Origin of the sequence: Pyxidicoccus sp. MSG2 (assembly GCF_026626705.1) — a bacterium.
In the GTDB taxonomy this organism is placed as follows: Bacteria; Myxococcota; Myxococcia; order Myxococcales; family Myxococcaceae; genus Myxococcus.
In genome coordinates this window covers 5,103,739-5,124,665 of sequence record NZ_JAPNKC010000001.1, presented here as the reverse complement: position 1 = coordinate 5,124,665, position 20,927 = coordinate 5,103,739, and the positions used below count along the sequence as shown (strand labels likewise).

11 protein-coding genes are annotated in these 20,927 nt (G+C 70.6%); 8 read left to right on the top strand and 3 right to left on the bottom strand.

Annotation, left to right across the window (positions count from 1 at the left end):
• The first annotated feature begins 37 nt into the window (after window positions 1-37).
• From OV427_RS19860 to OV427_RS19840, 5 genes are all read left to right on the top strand, one after another.
• Window positions 38-3,967, top strand: a complete 3,930-nt coding sequence (locus tag OV427_RS19860) for a two-component regulator propeller domain-containing protein (protein WP_267857698.1) — start codon at window positions 38-40, stop codon at window positions 3,965-3,967.
• 214 nt (window positions 3,968-4,181) lie between these two features.
• Window positions 4,182-5,474 (top strand): hypothetical protein, encoded by a 1,293-nt coding sequence (locus tag OV427_RS19855; RefSeq protein ID WP_267857697.1) that lies wholly within the window; start codon window positions 4,182-4,184, stop codon window positions 5,472-5,474.
• 15 nt (window positions 5,475-5,489) lie between these two features.
• Window positions 5,490-6,527 (top strand): hypothetical protein, encoded by a 1,038-nt coding sequence (locus tag OV427_RS19850; protein WP_267857696.1) that lies wholly within the window; start codon window positions 5,490-5,492, stop codon window positions 6,525-6,527.
• The gene (locus OV427_RS19845) at window positions 6,517-9,417 is read left to right on the top strand and encodes an ATP-binding protein (RefSeq protein WP_267857695.1); all 2,901 of its coding nucleotides are present in this window, start codon (window positions 6,517-6,519) and stop codon (window positions 9,415-9,417) included. Before OV427_RS19850 ends, OV427_RS19845 begins: the two co-directional genes overlap by 11 nt.
• Before the next feature lie 12 nt (window positions 9,418-9,429).
• Complete coding sequence (locus tag OV427_RS19840; protein ID WP_267857694.1) at window positions 9,430-10,557, top strand: trypsin-like peptidase domain-containing protein; 1,128 nt, start codon at window positions 9,430-9,432, stop codon at window positions 10,555-10,557.
• Between the two features lie 314 nt (window positions 10,558-10,871).
• Here OV427_RS19840 and OV427_RS19835 read toward each other — a convergent pair whose 3' ends face one another.
• Window positions 10,872-11,126: a LexA family protein gene (locus tag OV427_RS19835; RefSeq protein ID WP_267857693.1), complete on the bottom strand. Its 255-nt coding sequence runs from the start codon at window positions 11,124-11,126 to the stop codon at window positions 10,872-10,874.
• Between the two features lie 47 nt (window positions 11,127-11,173).
• Here OV427_RS19835 and OV427_RS19830 point away from each other — a divergent pair, with 47 nt between their 5' ends.
• The 3 genes from OV427_RS19830 to OV427_RS19820 all read left to right on the top strand — a co-directional run bounded on the left by OV427_RS19830 (window position 11,174) and on the right by OV427_RS19820 (window position 17,438).
• Window positions 11,174-12,307: an IS630 family transposase gene (locus OV427_RS19830; protein WP_267857692.1), complete on the top strand. Its 1,134-nt coding sequence runs from the start codon at window positions 11,174-11,176 to the stop codon at window positions 12,305-12,307.
• 753 nt (window positions 12,308-13,060) lie between these two features.
• The gene (locus OV427_RS19825; RefSeq protein ID WP_267857691.1) at window positions 13,061-16,165 is read left to right on the top strand and encodes a serine/threonine-protein kinase; all 3,105 of its coding nucleotides are present in this window, start codon (window positions 13,061-13,063) and stop codon (window positions 16,163-16,165) included.
• A 10-nt stretch (window positions 16,166-16,175) separates the two neighbouring features.
• Window positions 16,176-17,438: a hypothetical protein gene (locus OV427_RS19820; protein ID WP_267857690.1), complete on the top strand. Its 1,263-nt coding sequence runs from the start codon at window positions 16,176-16,178 to the stop codon at window positions 17,436-17,438.
• Here OV427_RS19820 and OV427_RS19815 read toward each other — a convergent pair.
• Together OV427_RS19815 and OV427_RS19810 are read right to left on the bottom strand one after the other, a co-directional pair.
• Window positions 17,417-19,225: an NUDIX hydrolase gene (locus OV427_RS19815; protein ID WP_267857689.1), complete on the bottom strand. Its 1,809-nt coding sequence runs from the start codon at window positions 19,223-19,225 to the stop codon at window positions 17,417-17,419. The genes OV427_RS19820 and OV427_RS19815 overlap by 22 nt on opposite strands.
• A gap of 106 nt (window positions 19,226-19,331) precedes the next feature.
• On the bottom strand, window positions 19,332-20,882 hold the full coding sequence (locus OV427_RS19810) for a serine/threonine-protein kinase (protein WP_267857688.1): 1,551 nt from the start codon (window positions 20,880-20,882) through the stop codon (window positions 19,332-19,334).
• Window positions 20,883-20,927: the final 45 nt, after the last annotated feature.

Below are 20,927 nucleotides of genomic sequence, written 5' to 3'. Positions count from 1 at the left end.
GGGGGCTTCTTCTTTGTCCGCGCAACACAGGTCGACGGTGACGCCGCGTCACCTCATGGCGCTCGCCGTGCTCACGCTGCTCCTGGCGGGGACGTCCCGCGCCCAGGAGCCCGACGTGCCGCTCGTCGGGGCGCTGCACCGCGTGTGGGGCCTGGACGACGGGCTCCCGCAGAGCTCCGCACTCGCCCTGGCCCAGGCGCCCGACGGCCACCTCTTCGTCGGCACCCAGGAGGGCCTCGCCCGCTTCGACGGGCGCACCTGGACGGTGCTGGACCAGGCCGCCGGCATGCCGTGCGAGGAGGTCATGGCCCTGGCCACCGTGCCGGACGGCACGCTGTGGGCGGGCACCGCCGGCTGCGGATTGGTGCGCCTCTCCGAGGGACGCATCACCCACCTGCCCACCCGCCCCGGGCAGGGCGGAGATCGCGTCTCCGCGCTGGAGCGCACCCCGGACGGCACGCTGTGGGTGGGCACGGACCATGGCCTCGCGCGCCTGGGAGCGGACCGCCCACTGACCTTCGTGCCGGCGCTCGCCAACCTGGATGTCAGCTCGCTGGTGCCGTCGAAGATGGGGATGTGGGTGGGCACCCGCACGGCCGGCCTGTGGCACGTGCGCGAGGACTCCGCCGAGCGCGTGAGTCCGCCCGGCCCGCTGGACCACGTGACGGCGCTCACCGTGGACGCCGACGGCACGCTCTGGGTGGGCACGCATACCAACGGGCTGTGGCGCCGCACCACCGAGGGAGGCTTCGAGCCCGGGCCGCCCGAGGTCCCCGCCCGCATCACCGCCCTGCGCGTGTCGCGCCACGGCGGGCTGTGGGTGGGCACGGAGACGGCGGGCTTCGGGCGCCTGAAGCGCGGCAAGTACACGCCGACCCAGGCCGTGACGCCCAACGCGGGCGTGGTGGCCTTCCTCGAGGACACCGAGGGCAGCCTGTGGGTGGGCACCTTCTCCGCCAGCCTCCATCAGTTGCGCCGCCCCGAGCTGGACGTGGTGGGCACGCCCGAGGGGCTCGCCGACGACTTCGTCTGGAGCGTGTACGAGGACCGCGAGGGCGCGGTGTGGATTGGCACCTCCGGAGGCGTGCTCCACCGGTGGAAGGACGGGCAGCTCACCCGCTATGGCGCGGCGGAAGGGCTCCCCCAGGGCCGCATCCTCGACATCCTCCAGGACCGCGCGGGCACGCTGTGGCTCGCCACCAGCGTGGGGGCGAGCCGCTTCCGCGACGGCCACTTCGAGCTGCTCACCACCCAGGACGGGCTGCCGAGCAACATCGTCTACTCCCTCTTCGAGGACCGCGAAGGCGCCCTGTGGTTCGGCACGCGAGGAGGGCTGGCCCGCCTCTTCGAGGGCCACTGGCGCGTCTTCACCACGGAGGACGGGTTGTCCAAGGACACCGTCACCAACATCCGCGAGGCGCCCGGGGGCGGGCTGTGGCTGGGCTCGGCCTCGGGGCTGGACTTCCTCGACGCCAGTGGCGTGGTGCGCAAGGCGGGCCCGGAGCGCGTGCTGGCGGGGCGGGACGTGAGCGGGCTGGTGCTGGACGCGGACGACCCGTCCACGCTGTGGGCGGCCACCGACGACGGGCTCGCACGCGTGAATGCAGAGGGCGTGAAGGTGGCGCGCGGGCGGGACGGGCTGCTCGTCAACAACCTGCTGTCCGTGGTGGATGACCACCGCGGCCACCTGTGGATGGGCAGCAACCGCGGCCTCTACCGCGTGCCCAAGAGCGAGCTCGCGGACTTCTTCGCCGGCCGCGCCGAGCGCGTCCATACGGTGACGTATGGGCGCTCGGAGGGGATGCGCAGCATCGAGTGCAACAGCTACTCGAATGCCGCCAGCCTGCGCACCCGCACGGGGGAATTGTGGTTCCCCACGGTGATGGGCGCGGTGCGCGTCCCCGCCTCCGCCGAGCCCCGGCCCCGCATCCCCCCGCCGCTGCACATCACCCAGGTGCTGTCTCGCGGGCAGGTGGTGGACCCGGAGAAGGGGCTGCCGCCGGGGGTGCTGGACGTGGAGCTGCACTGGGCGGCGCTCACCTTCGTGGCGCCGGAGAAGGTGCGCTACCGCTACTGGCTGGAGGGGTTCGACTCGGGCTGGGTGGAGGCCGGAGACCGGCGCGTGGCGTACTACACGAACCTGCCCCCGGGGGAGTACCGCTTCCGCGTGCAGGCCGAAGCCGCGGACCGGCGCTGGGGCCCGGTGGAGACGGGCGTGCTGCTGCACCGGCCCGCGCGCTTCTTCGAGTCCCCGGGCTTCCTCTTCACGGTGGGGCTGGCGCTGGTGGGCGGAGCGCTGGGCACCTACCGCTGGCGCGTGGGTCGGCTGCGCGCGCGGGCGATTGAGCTGAGCGAGCGCGTGGAGGAGCGCACGAAGGAACTGGCGACCGCCAACTCGGAGCTGAAGACGGCGCTGGACACGTCCGCCGAGGGAGAGCGCAGCCTGCGGTTGCTCATCGAGCGGCTGCCCATCGCCCTCACCGTGTACCAGGACGACCGCGCGGTGTACGCCAACCAGGCGTCGCTGGAGTTGATGGGCTACGAGCGGCTGGAGGACTCGGTCGGACACTCCGTCTTCGACCACCTGCCCAAGGAGGAGCATCCCCAGTGGCGCGAGCGGATGCAGGCGGTGCGTCAGGGCGCGGTGCTCCCGGAGCGGCTGGCGCGGGTGATGCGCCGGGACGGCACGGTGGCGCTCGCGCAGGTGGGCGGGGTGGTGCTGCGCTTCGGGGGACACCCGGCGGTGGTCTCCGTGGCGCGCGACGTGACGGAGGCGCGGCGCATGGAGGAGCGCCTGCGGCTGTCGGACCGGATGTCCGGCGTGGGCACGCTGGCGGCCGGCGTGGCGCACGAAATCAACAACCCGCTGTCCTACGTCATCGGCAACCAGCAGTTCGTGCTGGAGCGCCTGGAGCCGCTGCTGGAGGCCTCGCGGGGTGAGACGGCGCAGGTGCCGGTGTCGACGCTGCAGGGGCTGGCGGAGGCGCTGCGCGACGCGAGCGAGGGCGCGGGCCGGGTGCGCCACATCGTCCGGGACTTGAAGACGTTCAGCCGCGGCGACGAGGAGTCCACGCGTCCGCTGGACGTGCGACCCGTGCTGGAGAGCGCGCTGTCCATCTGCGCCAACGAGGTGCGCCACCGGGCGCGCGTGCGCCGCGAATTGGGAGACGTGCCGCTGGTGGTGGCCAACGAGGCGCGGCTGGGGCAGGTGTTCCTCAACCTGCTGGTCAACGCCGCGCAGGCGATTCCGGACGGGCAGGTGGAGCGCAACGAGATTGTCCTCACCACCTTCACGGACTTGCAGGGGCGCGCGGTGGTGGAGGTGGCGGACACGGGGGCCGGTATCGCCCCGGAGCACCTGGAGCGCATCTTCGACCCGTTCTTCACCACGAAGCCGGTGGGCGTGGGCACGGGGCTGGGGCTGTCCATCTGCCACGGCATCGTCAGCGTGCTCGGGGGCGACATCCAGGTGGAGAGCCAGGTGGGGAAGGGCACGCGCTTCCGCGTGGTGCTGCCGCCCGCGCCCGCGGACGCCGGGGTGGAGGTGCAGGCGGTCCGGGCGCTGGAGCAGGGCGTGGTGGCGTCGAAGAAGGCGAAGGCGCGGCTCCTGGTGGTGGACGACGAGCCGCTGGTGGCGCGCGGCGTGGCCCGGCTCTTGGCGAACGAGTTCGCGGCGGAGAGCACGTCGAGCGCCCGCGAGGCGCTGGACCGCCTGTCCCAGGGCGAGCGGTTCGACCTGATGCTGTGTGACGTGATGATGCCGGAGATGAGCGGCGAGGCCTTCTTCCACCAGCTCTCCGAGGTGGCGCCGGACCAGCGCGAGCGCGTCGTGTTCATCACCGGAGGGGCCTTCACTCCGGAGGCCCGCGCGTTCCTGGAGAGCCTGCCGCCGGGGCGGTGCCTGCTCAAGCCGCTGGCCGCGGACGTGCTGCGCGCGCTGGTGCGGGAGCAACTGGCGCGGGCGTGAGCGTCCGCAATGCTCTGTGGCGCGGAAGAAGCGCCGGGGGGCCTGGCCGGTGACGGCGCGGGACGGCATCCCGCCGGAGCCGGGCTGTTTCAACGCCGTGCCGCAAGGAGTCGCACCGCTGGGGCACGCGTGACTCGTTGGCAGGGCCCCTCCATGTGCGCTCGGATGTCGCGCGCGGCTATGCTGTCGCGCGCGCCGACCTGGGGGGCCTGGCATGACGACGAAGTGGCTGTGTGCAACGAGCACCTGTCCGAGTCCGGACCTGACCGAGCTGGTCACCGTGGCGGCGGGCAAGACGGCTGCCTCCGTCCTGGAAGTCTTTGACCCGGAGGCGGAGGCGCGTGCCCAGGCTCCCGCGAAGCCGCGCATCCTCGATGTCGACGTCATCTGCCCGTACTGCAAGACGCGGCAGATGTTCGACCTCCGGCGGACGGAGGCGGAGATGAAGGGCCGCCCCATCCTCGACACGGAGGCCGCGGCGCTCGACAAGCTGCGGGCCCTGTTCGAGCCCCAGAAGTCCGCCGAGCGGCTGGAGGCCTTCGGCACGTGGCTCTTCGGAGGCACGGCCTTCTTCACCACGCTGGTGGGCTTCTACGCGTACACCGTGCACGACCAGGTGAAGGCGGGCTCGCAGTTCTTCTTCACCATTGCCCTGGCGTTGCTGGGCCTCAGCATGGCGTCCGCCGCGCGCATGAAGACGCCGGCCCTGAAGACCTTCAACCCGGACAGCCCGAGCAGCATGCTCAAGGCGCTCGAGGAGCGGGCGACGGAGCGCAGCGGGCAGCTCAAGTACGCCTCGGCCTGCTTCGCGGCGGCGTTGGCGTTCGCCGGTGCGGCCCCGGCGCTGGGGGCGCTGTTCTCCAGCGCGCCGGTGGCACAGGTGGCGACGAGCTACACACGGGATGCCAGCGGGAAGCTGAGCGCCGTGCTGAAGGCCACCGCGATGAAGCCCGGTGACGTCTTCGGCGCGAGGATTCGCAAGCAGGGCGCGCCGCAGGCGGTGCTGCTGGAGGGCTCGCAGACGGTGAAGGCGGATGGCACCGGTGAGCTGACGCTGGAGGTGGCGAAGCTGGAAGCGAAGGACGGTCCGTGGGAGTTGGCGACGTACACGCGGGGCCAGGGCACGGCCGTCGCGGAGAAGGACGCGGGCGTCCATGTGCTGACCGGCCTCGTTGCGCCCGTGCCCGTCGCGCGTCCGGAGCCCTCGCTGGGCACGGCGTTCTCCTTCACGCCGAATGGGAGGCTGACGCTGGAGGCGCTCGGCTCGGCGCTGAAGCCGCACACGCCCGTGGAGCTGCAGGTGCGCCAGGGTGAGAAGGTGCTGGGCTGGACGCGCGGCGTGGCGGCGCAGGACGGCGCGGTGTTCGTGAAGCTGGAGCTGGCCACCGTGGACGTGAGCAAGGAGCCGGTGGTGCTCACCGTCCTCGGGGACGGGGACGGCAAGAAGGAGCTCCTCTTCAAGCAGACGCTGCCGGAGCCCACGAAGGTCGTCGTGGATGGCAGGTAGGGAGGAACGGACGGCATGTTGCTCCTGGAACCCACGCAGCGGGATGTCGTCTTCCGACGCATCCAGGAACTGACCGGTGGCCACGCACTTGCCCTCATTGGCGCGTGGATGGGCAATGACCTCCGGGACAGCCTCAACACCGTGCTCACGAACAAGGAGCAGATAGAGGAGCTGCTCCGGTTCTGTGAGAAGGACGGCCTGAGCGGGCCCCAGCCGCTGCTGCTCAAGCTGCTGGACCGGCCAGAGCTGCGCATCTACCCGGAGGTGGCGGCCATCCTGGCGGACCTGCGGAAGAAGAAGGACACCCTCGTCCAGACGGACCCGTATGGGCAGTGCCTGCTCATGCGCAAGCCCTTCATCAACCGGTGGAACTTCCGGCAGGTGCTCCAGGACTTCGTCGCGCGCAACCCCACGCGGCGGTTGCTCGTGGTCAACGGGCGCCCGAAGTCCGGCAAGTCGTACTCCAAGCTGTATGTCACCCACCTCAAGGCCGCGTGCTCGGGCTTCGCGCCGGTGTGGTTCTCCACCGTAGGGGGGCAGCCGGAGAGCTACACGCCGGACGAGGTGGCTCGCGGCATCGTGGCCGTGGTGGACGGCAACGTGGGTCAGATGCCCGCGCAGCACAGCTCGGACAACCGGAGGGCGCATGACCTGGCCACCTGGGTCATCAATGAGCTGGGCCGGCGCTCCATGGCCTTCTGCCTCTTCCTGGATGGGCTCCGGAATGCGCCCCGGGAGACGCATGCGTTCATCTACTTCCTGGCGGATGCCCTGACGTCGAACCTCCACCATGTCGACGGGCGCCTCGTGCTCATCGACTACGACAAGGAGTTGCTCGCGGACCTGCCCTACGGCTTCGACGAAGACAACCTGGACTCCATCCAGAAGCCGGACGTGGAGAAGTTCTTCCTGCGCGTCCACCCGGACCCCTCGCAGGACAACATCGACAAGGCCGTGGCGAAGGTCTTCTCGAAGCTCACCGTGACGCCCGCCGACGAGCAGTGGCAGGCCGCCGTGGCGAAGGCAGTCCTGGAGGTGACGCGTGAGCTCTAGCGAACCGCTGTCGCGGCAGGAGGTGGCGCGTCGGCGCGCGATGCTCCAGGCGCTCCAGGAGGAGGCCGCGGAGGAGGAGGTTCCTCTGGAGCGGTGGAGCTACCGGATGGCGGCGTGCGTGCTGAGCACGTTCGACCCGCAGACGCTGCAGCCCATGAGCAGAGCGGTGGGGCCGGGCGGCGCGCTCCGATGGCTGATGAACGACTGCGAGGTGGTGACGGGGACAGCCAGCCCCGCGCGTTGGATGTTGAAGGAGCCTGTACGACGTGAGGCCATCGCACGGCTGGGTTCGCACTTCGCGCTGCGGGAAGCCCTCCGCTGCAACCCCGTGGAAGCGCCAGACCCGTTGCAGGAGCTCATCTCGCGCTATCTGGAGACAGGGCCGCTGCCTGAAATGGAGTTCACGTGGTCGTCTCTCAAGCTCAACTCCAAGGTCAAGCTCACCGACAAGCTTCCCGTCCCTCCGGAGGATGTGGACCGCGTGACGCGCCTGCTCCAGGTGGTGCGCTGGCTGGGGCCCCAGGTGGAAGGGCCGGAGCGCACCACCCGGCTGGAGGCCATCCTGAGCCAGCGCCTGGCGAATGCCCGCCTGCTGGCGCCCTTCCGGAAGCTGGCGGGGGACACCTTCCGTGGACGTCAGGACGAGCTGGAGACGCTCCGTGTCCACGTGGGCGTCCTGGACTCGTCCGTGACCAAGACGCTGTCGAGTTACGCGCGGCGCATCGTGGGAATGGGGGACGGCACCACCCTGCTCATCCATGGACCTGGAGGCATGGGCAAGTCGGCGCTGCTCGCCCGGTTCGTGCTGGAGCACCACAGCGCCGTCCCGTTCGCCTATCTCGACTTCGACAATCCCCAGCTCAGCCTCGACAAGCCCGCGACGCTGTTGCTGGAGGCCAGCCGTCAGCTCGCCCTGCAGTACCCGGACTCACTGGAGGCGCTCTCCGCCTTCGAGGCCCGGTGCCGCAAGGCGTTGGGCGAGGAGCGCCAGCGCAGGACGGACGGGACGCGCAGGAGCGCCCGTGACATCTGGGTTCCCCTGGCGGAGGAGTTCGGGGCGCTGCTGATGACGCAGGTGCTGAACCGCTGGGCGGAGCAGGGCGGGCCCTTCCTCCTGCTGCTCGACACCTTCGAGGAGGTCCAGTACCGGAGCACGGACCTGATTCGGGAGCTGGAGCAATTGCTCGGGGTGCTCCGCCGCGGCTATCCCCAGCTACGGGTCGTCCTGTCGGGCCGGGCACCGGAGCCCCGACTGAAGGCCACGGAGCTGGTCCTCAAGGAGCTGGACGAGGCCTCCGCCCTGTCGCTGCTCGAAGCGAGCGGCGTGGGTGATGAGGCGCTTCGCCGGGGGCTCCATGCGCAGGTGGGTGGCAACCCGCTCAGCCTGAAGCTGGCGGCGGAGGTCGCGCGCAAGGAGGGCGCCGAGGCAGGGGGACTGCGCAACCTGAAGACGCGGAGGCTCTTCTTCTTCGCCGCGCGCGAGGCCGTGGTCCAGGGACAGCTCTACCGGCGCGTGCTGGAGCACGTGCATGACCCCACGGTGCGCAAGCTCGCGCACCCGGGGCTCATCGTCCGCCGGCTCACGCCCGAGGTCATCCAGGAGGTGCTCGCCGAGCCATGCGGGCTCGGGGAGCTGACGTTCGAACAGGCCCTGGCGCTGTTCGAGCAGCTCCAGCGGGAGGTGTCCCTCGTCTCGCTCGGGCCCGACGGCGCGCTGTATCACCGGCCCGACGTGCGCCGCGTGATGCTGGAGCCGCTGCGCGTGGACCAACCCGCGAAGGTCGCCGCCATTCATGACGAGGCGGTGCGTTACTACGCGCAACAGCAAGACGTCGTGAGCCGCGCCGAGGAGCTGTATCACCGCATGGCCTGTGGCCAGTCACGCGAGGAAATCGACCCCCGGTGGATGCCGGGCGTGGAGCCGTACCTGCGCTCGTCGCTGGAGGAACTGCCCGCCGAGGTCCAGGCCTACGCCTGCTCCTTCCTGGGCGTGGACCTGCCGAAGAAGGTCTGGGAGCAGGCCCAGCTCGTGGACTGGGAGCGGCACGTGGTCCGCAGGCTCAAGGACCTGCTGCTCAAGGGCGAGCCACAGTGGGCGCTCGAAGTCCTGCGTGAGCGGCGGGAGCGGACTCCGGGCAGCGTGCTCTACGTCATCGAGGCCCGCGTGCACATCCTGCTGGGACATCGGGACGAGGCGGAGCGGCTCATCGAGGAGGGGCTCGACAGCGCGGGCTGGGCCGCGGACTCCGTCATCGTGTTGAAGCTGCTCCTGCTGAGGGCGCTGCTGGTCGCCGCCCGCCAGGAACTGCCCGGCGCGGTGAAACTCCTGGAGGACGCGGACCGATACGCGGCGGAGCGCGTCTGCGAGCCCGCGCGCGTCCTGCCCCTGATGGCCAGCGTGCAGCTCTGGCGGATGCGCGGCAACGGCACTTCGTTCCACCTGGATGTGGCGAAGAAGCTGGCGGGTCTGCTGTTGCGGCTGTCGACGGATGACCTGCATAAGGCGCCTCGGCTCTTCCTGCGCGCGCTGGACCTGCTGCGCGAGGAACTGTCGATGCAGCCCGGTGAGTCGTTCGGAACACTGCGCTCGATGATGGCGGAGCTCGAGAACTGGAGCCGCATTGCGCGCCTGGTGCGTGACTTCTGGGATGCCGCCGGGCCGGTGGTACCGGTGGTGGCTGCCTCTCCGAGAGGGCCTCGCGTCCTGGTGACTTCCTCAGGAGCGGAGCGCGGCGCTGCCATCGCCGAGCCGCTGGCGCGACTGCTGTCCCCGGAGGTGATGGCAGGGCCGTACCGGAGTGCATTCCAGGGGGAAGCAGGCCCCACCCTCAAGCCGCCAGAGGGCATGAGCTTCGGCCCCCTGGGCTTCCTGCTGGAGCTGATGTCCTGAGGAGGACCTGACATGAAGACGCTCTCCAAGCTCCTCACCGATGAGCAGCTCGACGCGCTGATGCAGGAGGCCATCAAGGCCAACCTGGCGAATCCGGCGTCACTCCAGGCGCTCCTGAGCGGGATGAATCCGTACTTCGTCGGGACGATTCCCTACGTCCCGCACCCCATCGCCCAGCTCAAGCTCACGCTGGACAAGCTCAACACCACGCCGGAGCTGACGGACGGCAGCGTGCCCATGGCCTCATGGCTGCGCAACGCCGCGACCTTCGCCGGCCCGACTCCCGCGGCGAAGACCTTCACCAACACCCTCGCGGCCATCACCAGCCATGTGCCCGCGGGCCCCGTCATCGCCCGCGAGCAACTTCCCGAGCGGAAGGAGCGCATCGTCCATGAGAACGACATGCTGCCCTTCGGCTTCCTCCTCGGAGGACAGAGCGCGGGGCGCTGTGTCGCGCGGGCCCTCGTGCCCCGCTACGACTCGGGGACGAAGCGCGCTCTCTCCAATGGCGACCCGTATCGGGTCATGGGCACCGCGTGGCTGGTGACGCCGGACCTCGTGCTCACCAACCACCACGTCGTCAACGCGCGGATTGATGGAGAGGCGGACGCGCCGCGCTCGGACCTGGACCTGCAGGCCGGCGGGACGGTGCTCGAGTTCGACTACGACCACACCACCGCGCCCGTCGACGAGTCGAAGGTGACGAAGCTGGAGGCCGTGGACAAGGCGCTCGACTTCGCGCTGCTGCGGCTCGCGGCACCGCAGACGGCCCGGCGGTTCCTCCCGCTGCGCACCGAGCCCGTGGAGAAGCACAGCCCGGTCAACATCATCCAGCACCCGCGTGGCCGGCCGAAGATGATTGCCTGTCGCAACAACCTCGTCACCCACGTGGGAACCACCGAGCTGCGCTACTTCACCGACACCGAGCAGGGCTCCTCGGGCTCTCCAGTGCTCGATGATGCGTGGCGCGTCGTCGCCCTCCACCGCGCCTCGGTGGACGTGGATGACGTGGAGTACCAGGGGCGCAAGACGGCCTGGGTCAACGTGGGCACGCCCATCGGCGCCATCCTCGCGTACCTGAAGCAGCACCACGGGGCGCTCTGGGAGGAGATCCGTCAGGCGCAGGGCCTCCCGGCCTGAGGTCGCAGGACGCGGATGCAGGCTGTCTGTGCCGGAGCTGGCGTTCACGGAAGGAACGTTCATTCCGCCGGGGAGCCGCTCGTCCCGGCCTGAGGCAGGCCGCGGGTGGCGCCCGGGCGCCCGCGTGGTGGAAGGAACGTTGGCCCTGTCTCGACCCTGATGAAGAACACTTGTCCCGAGGGCGCTTCCGTCCTTGCACCCATCCTATTGATATTGAGTTGAGGGACTTTGCCACCTCATGCGCTTGTCGCTTCTGAGGCCACCTCGACTAGTACCTCGGCACAGAGGTTCTGACCGATTGGCCTTGGACCTGCTCAGCGGAGGACGGGCAGGCGTTCCGGGGCCAGCAGCAGTTCGATGCTGCGGGCCTGTCCGGCGCTGCGCCGGATGAGCCCTCGGCGTTCAAGCTCCAGCACCATGCGGTGAACGGTGGGCGGAGTGGTGCCGAAATAGCGCTGCATGTCGGCCTCCGCGGGAGGGCGCCGGTTGAGCTTGGTGTAGGCGTAGATGAAGGCCAGGTATTGGCCTTGAAGCTCGGTAAAGGGCGGGGCGGCGGAGGGAATCGACACGGCGGCAGCGAGGTAGTCCGACTCCCCCTTTCACGGAGTCGGAGCGCATGAATGTACGTTACCTCGTCACCCTGGCCGCCGAGGAGAAGTCAGAGTTGGAGGCCCTGGTGAGTGGCGGTACGGAGCGGGTGCGCCACGTCAAGCGTGCGCAGATTCTGCTGGCAACCCATGCCGGAGTCACCGACGAGCAGATCGCCAGGAGTGTCCGGGTGGGCGCCTCGACAGTGTACCGAGTCAAGCGGCGGTTTGTAGAAGGAGGCGTGGAGCACGCCCTGCACGAGAGGCAGCGGCCGGGGGCCTCGCGCAAGCTGACGGGCAAGCAGGAGGCGCTGCTGGTGGCCACCGCCTGCTCGAGTCCACCGAAGGGGCGTGCGCGGTGGACGCTCCAGTTGCTGGCCGATGAGCTGGTGCGGCTGACCGAGCACGAGGAGCTGTCGCGGGAAACGGTCCGACGACGGCTGGAGGAGAGCGAACTCAAGCCCTGGCAGCAGCGCATGTGGTGCATTCCGAAAGTGGACGCCGAGTACGTCGCCCGAATGGAGGACGTGCTGGAACTCTACGCCGAGCCACCAGACGCCAAGAGGCCGGTGGTGTGCTTCGACGAGACGCCCACCCAGCTGATTGGAGAAGTCCGTACGCCCCTGCCGGCCATGCCCGGCAAGCCCCGCCGTTACGACTACGAGTACCAGCGCAACGGGACGGCCAACCTCTTCGTCTTTCTGGACGTGCACCGTCCCTGGCGCCACGTCGAAGTCTCAGACCAGCGGACCGCCAAGGACTTCGCGGCGCAAATGCGCGCGCTGGTGGACGTGCACTACCCGGAGGCAGAAACCATCCGAGTGGTGCTCGACAACCTTTCCACGCACAGCCCCGGCGCCCTCTACGAAGCCTTCCCGCCGCAGGAGGCCAGGAGGATTCTGAAGAAGCTGGAGTTCCACTTCGTCCCCAAACACGCCAGCTGGCTGAACATGGTGGAGATTGAAATAGGCGTGCTCAACCGCCAATGCTTGGACAGACGAATTGCCAACAAGGCCACCCTGAAGCGGGAGGTGGCCCGATGGGAGCGGATGCGAAACAAGGAGCGGGCTCGGGTCCGCTGGCGCTTCACGGTCGAGGGCGCCCGCACCAAACTCGGGCGCGCGTACCCCCAGGCCCAGGCGGCCGCCGCCGCTGCCGCCTGAACCCTTCAAAACCTCTGTGCCGAGCTACTAGTGTGCCCCTCGCAGAACTCGCGACATTCACGGGGAGCCATGCATGCATAAGCTTGTTTGGGTGATGTTGGCGGTAGGAACGATGCTTACGGGCTGCGGCGTCGCCGCCGAGCCAGAGATGGATGACCCGTTCGTGTCCCGGGAGGATGAACTGCCCTCGTGCAGGCTCAACCCGTGTTCTCCTGGCTGGGTGTGCGTCGGCACTACGTGCGTCCGTCCTTGCTCCTGGCCCGACTCGACTCCATGTCTCCCGTACGGTCAGACGTGCTGTCTCGGCTACGGTGATACTCCGCCCCATTGCGGCAACCTCTGCGCTGACTGACAGCCATCCTCCGGCGAGCACCTGACCCGGGCGGCGCCCGGGTCTCCTCGCCACTCCCTGCCGGGTGCCAGGCCCACCTGCCGTGACTGCCGCAAGGCATTGAGCACCTGGTGCTGATACAGCTGGGCTCCCTCTGACTTTGACGTCGGAAGACGATGGGCTGGACCTCTCCTGGGGCCCGGCCCTTGTCGTCTCCGCTGGGGCGCCGCCCGAACGAGGCAGCCTCTTTCCGCGCCTTGATTGAGTACCCGGCGGGCCCGTGCGTTCTCGGACCGTGGACCTTGCCTGCGACAACGTTCGCGCCGCCTCGGCTGCCCGCCGGCAGACCGAGCGTCCACCGCCAACGTCGCCGCCGGGGCCCCTTTCGGAGCCCTCCCAGACCTCGGGATAGGATGAACCCGATGACCTCGAACTCGCGGGATACTCAGGAAACGGAGCAGGGCCACGCGGACGCGGGTGGCTACGGCACCGGTCACCCCGACACGGGTGGACAGGACGGCGCGGGCCGCTCGGACGACGGTCATCCCCTGGCCGCGGGTCAAGGCACGGGCAGACAGGATGGCACGGGCCGTTCGGACGACGGCCATCCCCCGGCAGCGGGCTACGGCACGGGTGGCCGCGATGACGGCTCACACACCACGGGCGGCACGCCGCTGCACCACACGCGCGTGGGCCGCTACGTGCTCCTGTCACGTCTCGGCCGTGGCGGCATGGGCGAGGTCTTCGAGGCGTTCGACCCCGAGCTCCGCCGCACCGTGGCCATCAAGGTGCTCCACGAGCGCCAGCTCCCCGGCGAGTCCCGCGACACGCGCGCGCTGCGGCTGATGCGCGAGGCGCAGTCCATGGCCCGCCTGTCCCATCCCAACGTGCTCACCGTGCACGACGTGGGCACGCATGACGGGCGCGTCTTCCTCGCCATGGCGAAGGTGGATGGCGGCAACCTGCGCCAGTGGCTGAAGAAGGGCCCGCGTCCCTTCCGCCAGGTGCTGCCCATCTGTCTGTCCATGGGACGCGGACTCGCCGCCGCGCATGCGGCCGGGCTCGTGCACCGCGACTTCAAGCCGGACAACGTCCTCCTCGGCACCGAGGGCGGCGTCTGGGTGACGGACTTCGGCATCGCACGCGAGAGCGATGCCTCCGAGGCGCCCACCGTCCCCGTGCCGGACGCGCTGCCTCCCGGCGAGGACGCGCCCCTCACCGTCACCGGCGCCATGGTGGGCACGCCCGCGTACATGGCTCCGGAGCAGTACGCGGGGCGGCCCGCGGATGCGCGCTCGGACCAGTTCAGCTACTGCGTCTCCGTGTACGAGGCGCTCGCCGGAAAGCGCCCCTTCGAGGAGGGCACGCTGCGGCGCATGGCCGTCACGCTGCTCGACACCGCGCGCGCGAAGGAAGGCGCCATCGTCGCAGAGCGTCCCGACCTGGCGCCGCCCGCGCACCCCAACGTGCCTGGCTGGGTGCACCGCCTGCTGGTGCGCGGACTCTCCGTGTCGCCCGAGGCACGCTTCCCCTCCATGGACGCGCTGCTGGACGCGCTCGGCAAGGACCCGTCCGCCGCGCGCCGCAAGTGGCTGGGCGGTGCGGCGGCGGTGCTCGGGGGGGTGGCGCTGGCCGCGGGCGTCGCGGTGACGGTGTCGAAGCCGCAAGCGCAGCCGTGCGTCGGTGCGCCCGAGTTGTTCGCCCACGTGTGGAGCCCGTCGCAGCGGGCCGCCGTGGAGAAGGCCTTCACCGGCAGCGGCGCCCCGGGCGCGGATGGGGCCTTCACGCAGGTGGCGAAGGCGCTGGATGCGTACGGCACGCAGTGGAGCACCATGCACCAGCAGGCGTGCGAGGCCACGCGCGTCAGCGGTGCGCAGCCCGAGGCACACCTCGCGCTGCGCATGGCGTGCCTGGACCGCCGCCTGCGCGCCGTGGACGCGCTCACCGCGGAGCTCACGCGCGCGGACGCGGACCTGGTGAAGCGCAGCACGGAGGCGGTGGATGCGCTGCGAAGCGTGTCCGGCTGCGCCAACGTGGAGGCGCTGGCTGCCCCGGTGCCACTCGCGGAGGACCCGGCCCTGCGCGCGAAGGTGGAGGCCGTGCGCGGGGACCTCGCGAAGGCGCAGGCGTTGCTGGACTCGGGCCGCTACCAGCCAGCGCTCCCCGCCGCGAAGGCTGCCGCGGACGCGGCGCGTGCACTCGGTTACCGCCCGCTGGAGGCCGAGGCCCTCCACGTCCTCGGCTGGGCGCACCAGCGGCTGAGCCACACCGACGACTCCATGACTGCGTGGACGGACGCCATGGCCGCCGCCACCGCTGGCCGTCACGACGAGGTCGCCGTGCAGGTGGCCACGGACCTGGTGGGCGGTCTCAGCAGCGAGCGTGACTGGTTCTCCGAGGCGCACCTCTGGGCCCGCCTGGCCCACTCGCTGCTGGAGCGCATGGGTGGCTCGCCCGAGCTGGAGGGAAAGCTGGCCAGCCACGAGGGCATCCTCGCCTTCCGTGAGGACAACTACGAGCTGGCGGTGACGCACTACACGCGCGCCCTGGCCCTGCGCGAGCGCGTGCTGGGCCCCACCCACGTGGACACCGCCAAGGTGCTCAACAACCTGGGCATGGCCCGCGTGCGGCAGGCCCGCTACGACGAGGCCATGCCGCTCTACCAGCGCGCGCTCGCCATCACCGAGGAGCGGCTGGGCCCCCAGCATCCGCTGCTGGCTTCCACGCTCGCCAACCTGGGCATCGTCGCGAAGGAGCAGGGCCGCTACAAAGAGGCCCTCCAGTGGATGGAGCGCTCGTACGCGCTGCGGCGGGACACGCTCGGCCCGGACAACCGGCAGACGCTGCTGATGCTCAACGACCTGGCCACCATCCACGAGCTGACGGGTGAGCCGGACAAGGCCCTGGCGCTCCACGGCCAGGCGCTGGAGGGAATGCGCCGCGTCTTCGGCCCGGAGAGCCTGGAGTCCATCGAGGCGCTGCGTGCGCTCGCCGACGCGGAGGAGCGCCTGGAGCGCGAGGACGCGGCGCTGGCGCACTACCAGGAAGGACTGGCCCTCCAGCGCAAGGTGCTCCCGCCGGAGGACCTGGCGCTGCACACGATGGAGGAGGACGTGGGGCGCCTGCTGCTCCTGCACCGCAAGCGTCCCCGCGAGGCACTGCCGATGCTGACCGCCGCGCTCGCGCGCAAGGTGCGCACGCTGGGCGCGGAGCACGCCGCCACCGTCCACCCGCGCACGGGCCTGGGCCTGACGCTGCTGGCGCTGAACAAGCCCGACCGTGCGCTGAAGGAACTGGAGGAGGCAGCGCGCGTGCTGGCCCCGCTGGGGTGGAGCGACGCGGAGTCCTCGTGGCTGCGCTTCGCGCTCGCGCAGGCGCTGTGGAAGGTGAAGCCCGCGGAGCGGCCCCGCGCCATGACGCTGGCCCAGCAGGCCGTGGAGGGCTACACGCAGCTCGGCCAGTACGCCCGGAGGGATTTGGACGAGGCCCGCCGCTGGGTGGCGTCGCACGAAGTCTCGAAGCGGTAGGCTGGGCGGGATGGACCTCTTCGACAATCGCGCCTGGCTCCGCAGGTCGCGTCGGCGCGTGCTCTGGCCGTTGTCCCTGTCCATCTATCGCTCCTGGGCGAAGGACGTCGTGGCGCTGTCGGCGCTGCGGGACGAGAAGGACTTCGAGCTGCTCGATGTGCTGTTCTCGTTCCGCCGGTACGAGCGTGTGCTCGGCCTCATCGAAGGCGCGGGCCCCGGGCTTTCCGCGCGGGAGCTGGCGGTACGCCGCGCCGTGTGTCTCTGCCACCTCGGACGAGACATCGAGGCCCGCCGCGTCCTCGTCGACGCCTGGAACCGGAGCGAGGATCCGCTGCTCGCCTTCGAGACGTCCTGGCTGTCGAAGCTGAGAGGCTGGGAGCCGGTGGTGCTGCCGCCGTCGGACGCCTTCGACTGGCTGCTCGCCGCGAGGTTCGACGCCCGGCCGCCACCGCTGGACGCGGCCCGTGCCGCGCGGTGGGCGGAGTCCAACTGGCTCTTCGAGGAGGACCGCAAGCAGGCACCGGTGCCGGACGTCGACGTGGGCCCGCGCTACCTTCCCCATGAGCCTCCGGTGGCGCTGTGGACGGCGGTGCTCGCGGTCCGGAGTGGAAGCCCGGTGCGAGACACCGTGGAGGACGCGCTGGGAATCTCCACCCGCGAGTGGCCGGAGCTGTGGAACGTCCTCACCCTCGACCCGCTCTTCCAGCCCTTCGTGGCCCCACCGCGCCCCACGCTGCCGGTGCTGCCGGCGGAGTTGTCCGAGCGCATGCAGCTCTGGAACATCATGGAGGTCTCACCCGAGCCGGGTGACAGCGGCGCCGCCCTCCCGCTAGGCGCGTACTGCCCCGAGCCGTACGAGTTCGACAGCGACCCGTTCTTCACCCTGCATGACCCCGTCGGCCGCGTCCGCCTCTTCGATGCGCGGAAGCCCGAGCCTCCCTTCCGCATCGAGGTGTCCCAGTACGGGGACCGCGTCCCCGGCCGCTACGACAGGGACGTGCTCGGGACCCTGCGCGCGCTGGCCCCGCACAGCGGAGACGTGTGGTTCTTCCTCCGCGACATCAACCATGAGTACGCGGATGAGCTCTACCTGCGCGGCGGGCGCTACGGCTTCCGCCGCTGGTCGCTTGCTGGCGTGGAGTCCGACCCGTACCGGCCCTTCATCGACCAGGTCCACGCGCTGCTCCGCCAACTGGCCTCACGCCCGGAGGCGCGGTTCCAGTCGGCGGAGCTCCAGCGCTTCCTCCGTCACTACTCGCCGAGCGCTCCGTAGCGCACCACGCGGAAGCGCGCGCCCTGGGCCTCGCGGATGCGGGCGGCGAGCACGTCGTGCAATTCGGGCGTCCACGTGCTCCAGCGCTCGAAGAACTTCGCCGTCGCCGCCTTGTCGCCCGTGTGCTGGAGCGTGATGACCTCCTTGAGCAGCGAGCTGACGGTGTCCAGGTACTTGTCGTACTGGATGGTGAGGCGCGCCGTCTTCGGGTCCGCGCGAATCAGGCCGTGCTCCAGGAACCAGTTGAACTGCACCAACTGCATGCGCTGGTAGGGCTGGTCCTCGCGCGGGCGCACGTTCTGCAGCGTGCGGCGGATGCCGGAGGCCTGCACCGCGCGCAGGCTGGCGGCATCCAGCGCGCCGCTCTTCTGGAAGGAGTGCAGCGCGAAGAGGCTGACGAGGTCCGCCTTCATCTCCTCCATCGCGTCCGCGTAGTCCTCCAGCGCCACGTCCAGCGTGCGGCCCTTCGCGTCTCGGTCCGGGCCCAGGTAGTGCCCCACCTCGTGCCAGAGCGTGCGCTGGAAGTTGCCCTCGGAGGTCAGGTCCTTCGCGTGCGCGTCCGCCGTGGCGGTGCGCCAGATGCGCTCGTCCGCGGCGAAGAGGTCCGGGTTCTTCATGATGTTCTCGCGCAGCAGGATGGTGCGGCCGTAGCGGCGCGAGTACAGCGGGTCATTGGGCAGAATCGTCGCGGTGTTGGTGCCGCGCGCCTGGCCGAAGTCCGCCACCACCTCGTACACGCCCACCGGGATGTCCTCGCGGATGCGCTTCTTCGCGGGGTACGGCAGCGCGTCCTCCATGCCTTGCAGGCCATTCATCCGCTTGCGGAGCTCCGTCGTCGCCTGCTCGTTCAGCAGCAGCACGGACACGCTGTGGAAGGCCTTCACGCCGTAGAGCGCGTCGTCGTACGTCTCGTACGGGCCGAGCTGCACGTTGAGGTGCTTGAAGCGCCCCGTCACCCACGCCGCGTCGCCGCTCTCGTAGTCATTGCTGAGGAAGTCCCGCGCGCGGTTGCGCAGGTAGCGCGCCAGTTCCGCGTCGCTCGCATCCAGCCGCCCCGCCGCGCGCATGAGCAGCCCGTACGCCTTCATCAACTCAGGCCCGTAGGCCACCGAGTACGGCACCGCGTACAGGCTCTTCGCATCCGGCCGCTTCGCGCGGGTCTGGAGGCTCTCGCGCAGCCCGGGCTGCAGCGTGTCCAGCACGGGGTACGTCTGGAGCACCTTCAGGTCCTGGCGCAGGTTGTCCGCGGTGGCGCGGCGGACCACGGTGAGCTCGTCCATCAGCGTGTCGCGCTGCTCGGGGTGCGCGGCGAGGAAGGCGTCCACCTCCGCGCGCGTGGCGTCCGGCGGGTAGACGTTGCGCGCGGGCACCTGCGGGTCCACGGGCAGGAAGGGCTCGCGCGCGTTGGTCAGCGTGCTGGCGATGGGGCCCTGGTACAGGCGGTAGAGCGTGAGCAACTCTTGCGTGCGCTTCGGGCTGCCCAGCTTCTTGTCCAGTGCCTGCAGGCGCGCGTACGACGCGAGCGCCTGATGGTGGCGCGAGGCCTCGTAGATGCCCTGGAGAAGCTGGCCGACCTCGAGCAGGTCCTTCACCGCCGCCTGTTCGTCAGGGGTGAGGCGCGAGAGGTCGGGAGCGAGCCGGACCTCCTCCGTCTTGGCGAGAATCTCCGCCACCTTCTCCTCGGGCCAGTAGCCCGGGGGCAGGGTGGGGGAGGCGGGCTGCGCGGCGGGGGCCGTGAGCGCCGCGAGGGCCGCGAGGGCCAGCGTTACTGCGTGGGGGAGTCGCATGGCGCGCAAGACTGCCACGGGCCCATGCGTATTCCCCACGGCTCCGGCTCCGCGCCTGTTTCGCGAGTCCACCGTCCGATGGGGACACGTCTTCCCGCGTCGTGAATCAGGTCCACCACCAGTATGCGGCGGCGCCGAGCAGTGCGAGCCCTCCCAGGGCCACCCACCGCAGCCGAGGTCGCTGGCGGGGCGGGGTCAGCAGGCGCGTGGACTGCTGTGCTTCTTCCTCGGGGGCCTCGGGCCTCGGCGCCGACACGCGCGTGGGCCGCGAGTGCAGCGAGGCGGACGGCACGCGCGTGGGGACGGAGAAGACGGAGTGCTCGGCCTCGGTGGGCGCGGAGGGTGCGCGCGTGGGGACGGAGAACACCGGGTCTTCGGGAGTCGGCGGCGGCGTCGGGCGGTGAGGCGCGCGGGCCTCGGGGGAGTGGGCAGGAGCGGCTTCGGGCATCGGCACCGGCTTGCGCGCACTGGCTTCGGGCGCGGGCTTGCGCGGAGCGGCTTCGGGCATCGGCGCGGGCTTGTGCGCACCGGCTTCGGGCATCGGCGTCGGCACGCGTGCACCGACTCCAGGCGCGGGCGTGGGCTTGCGCGCACCTGCTCCAGGCGATGGTGCCGGGCTGAGCGCCTCAGCACCCGGAGTGGGCGCCGGCCCGCGGGGAGCAACAGGCTCCACCCTGGGCCCTTGCAGGCGCTGGGGCTTCGTGGCGGACAGGTTCTCCACCTCCGTCTCGAGCTCGGCCGGCGCGAGCCGTGCGCGGTTCCGGGGCGGTGCATCCAACAGCCGCGAGGAGAACAGCGGCGACTCCTGCCGTCCGGCGAGCACCGCGCGCAGCTCCTTCGCCACCTCCGCGCAGGAGCCGGGTCGCGCCTTGCGCTCCTTGGCGAGCATCCGCGCCACCAACGCCACGAGCTGCTGCGGCGCGTCCTGCCGGAACTGCTCCAGCGACGGAGGCGCGTCGTACAGCACCGCCTCCATCACCGAGCGCGCCCGGTGCGTGGGCAGCGGGCGCTTGCCGGCCACCAATTCGAAGAGGCACACCCCCAGCGAGTACACGTCACTGCGCGCATCCAGCGTCTCGTCGCGGAGCTGCTCCGGCGACATGTACCCCAGCTTGCCCATGATGACGCCGGACGTGGTCTGCGTGCCGTCCGCCGTCTTCACGATGCCGAAGTCCGCGAGCTTCACCTCGCCCGAGTACGACACCAGCAGGTTGTCCAGCGACACGTCGCGGTGGACCAATTCCATCCACTTCCCCGTGCGCGGCTCGGCGAACGCGTGCACGTACGCGAGCCCGTCACACGCCTGCGCCACCGCGTGCAGCACGGGCACGAGCGGCAGCGGTTCGGGGCGGCTGGCGGCCAGGACTCCGGCGAGGGTGGAGCCCGGCACGTACTCCATGGCCAGGTAGACTTGGTCGTCGATGACGCCCGTGTCGAGCACCCGGACGACGTTGGGGTGCTGCAGGTCCGCGGCCACCTCCGCCTCGCGCAGCAGGCGCCGGCGGAAGCGCGCGTCCGCCGCCAGCTCGGCGTTGATGCGCTTGACGACGACGGGGCCTTCCAGGTCCGCGCGCTCCGCGAGGGACACGCGTCCCATGCCTCCCGCGCCCAGCTCGCGGAGGATGCGGTACGTCCCGAAGCGCTCGATGCTCCCCATCAGTCGCGGAGGCTACCTCCGGAGCCCGCCACGGGTCTCCCCCGT

Coding starts and splice junctions, on each gene's coding strand:
- OV427_RS19855 (WP_267857697.1), top strand. CDS start 4,182: ATGACGACGAAGTGGCTGTGTGCAACGAGCACCTGTCCGAGTCCGGAC.
- OV427_RS19850 (WP_267857696.1), top strand. CDS start 5,490: ATGTTGCTCCTGGAACCCACGCAGCGGGATGTCGTCTTCCGACGCATC.
- OV427_RS19840 (WP_267857694.1), top strand. CDS start 9,430: ATGAAGACGCTCTCCAAGCTCCTCACCGATGAGCAGCTCGACGCGCTG.
- OV427_RS19830 (WP_267857692.1), top strand. CDS start 11,174: ATGAATGTACGTTACCTCGTCACCCTGGCCGCCGAGGAGAAGTCAGAG.
- OV427_RS19825 (WP_267857691.1), top strand. CDS start 13,061: ATGACCTCGAACTCGCGGGATACTCAGGAAACGGAGCAGGGCCACGCG.
- OV427_RS19820 (WP_267857690.1), top strand. CDS start 16,176: ATGGACCTCTTCGACAATCGCGCCTGGCTCCGCAGGTCGCGTCGGCGC.
- OV427_RS19815 (WP_267857689.1), bottom strand. CDS start 19,225: ATGCGACTCCCCCACGCAGTAACGCTGGCCCTCGCGGCCCTCGCGGCG.
- OV427_RS19810 (WP_267857688.1), bottom strand. CDS start 20,882: ATGGGGAGCATCGAGCGCTTCGGGACGTACCGCATCCTCCGCGAGCTG.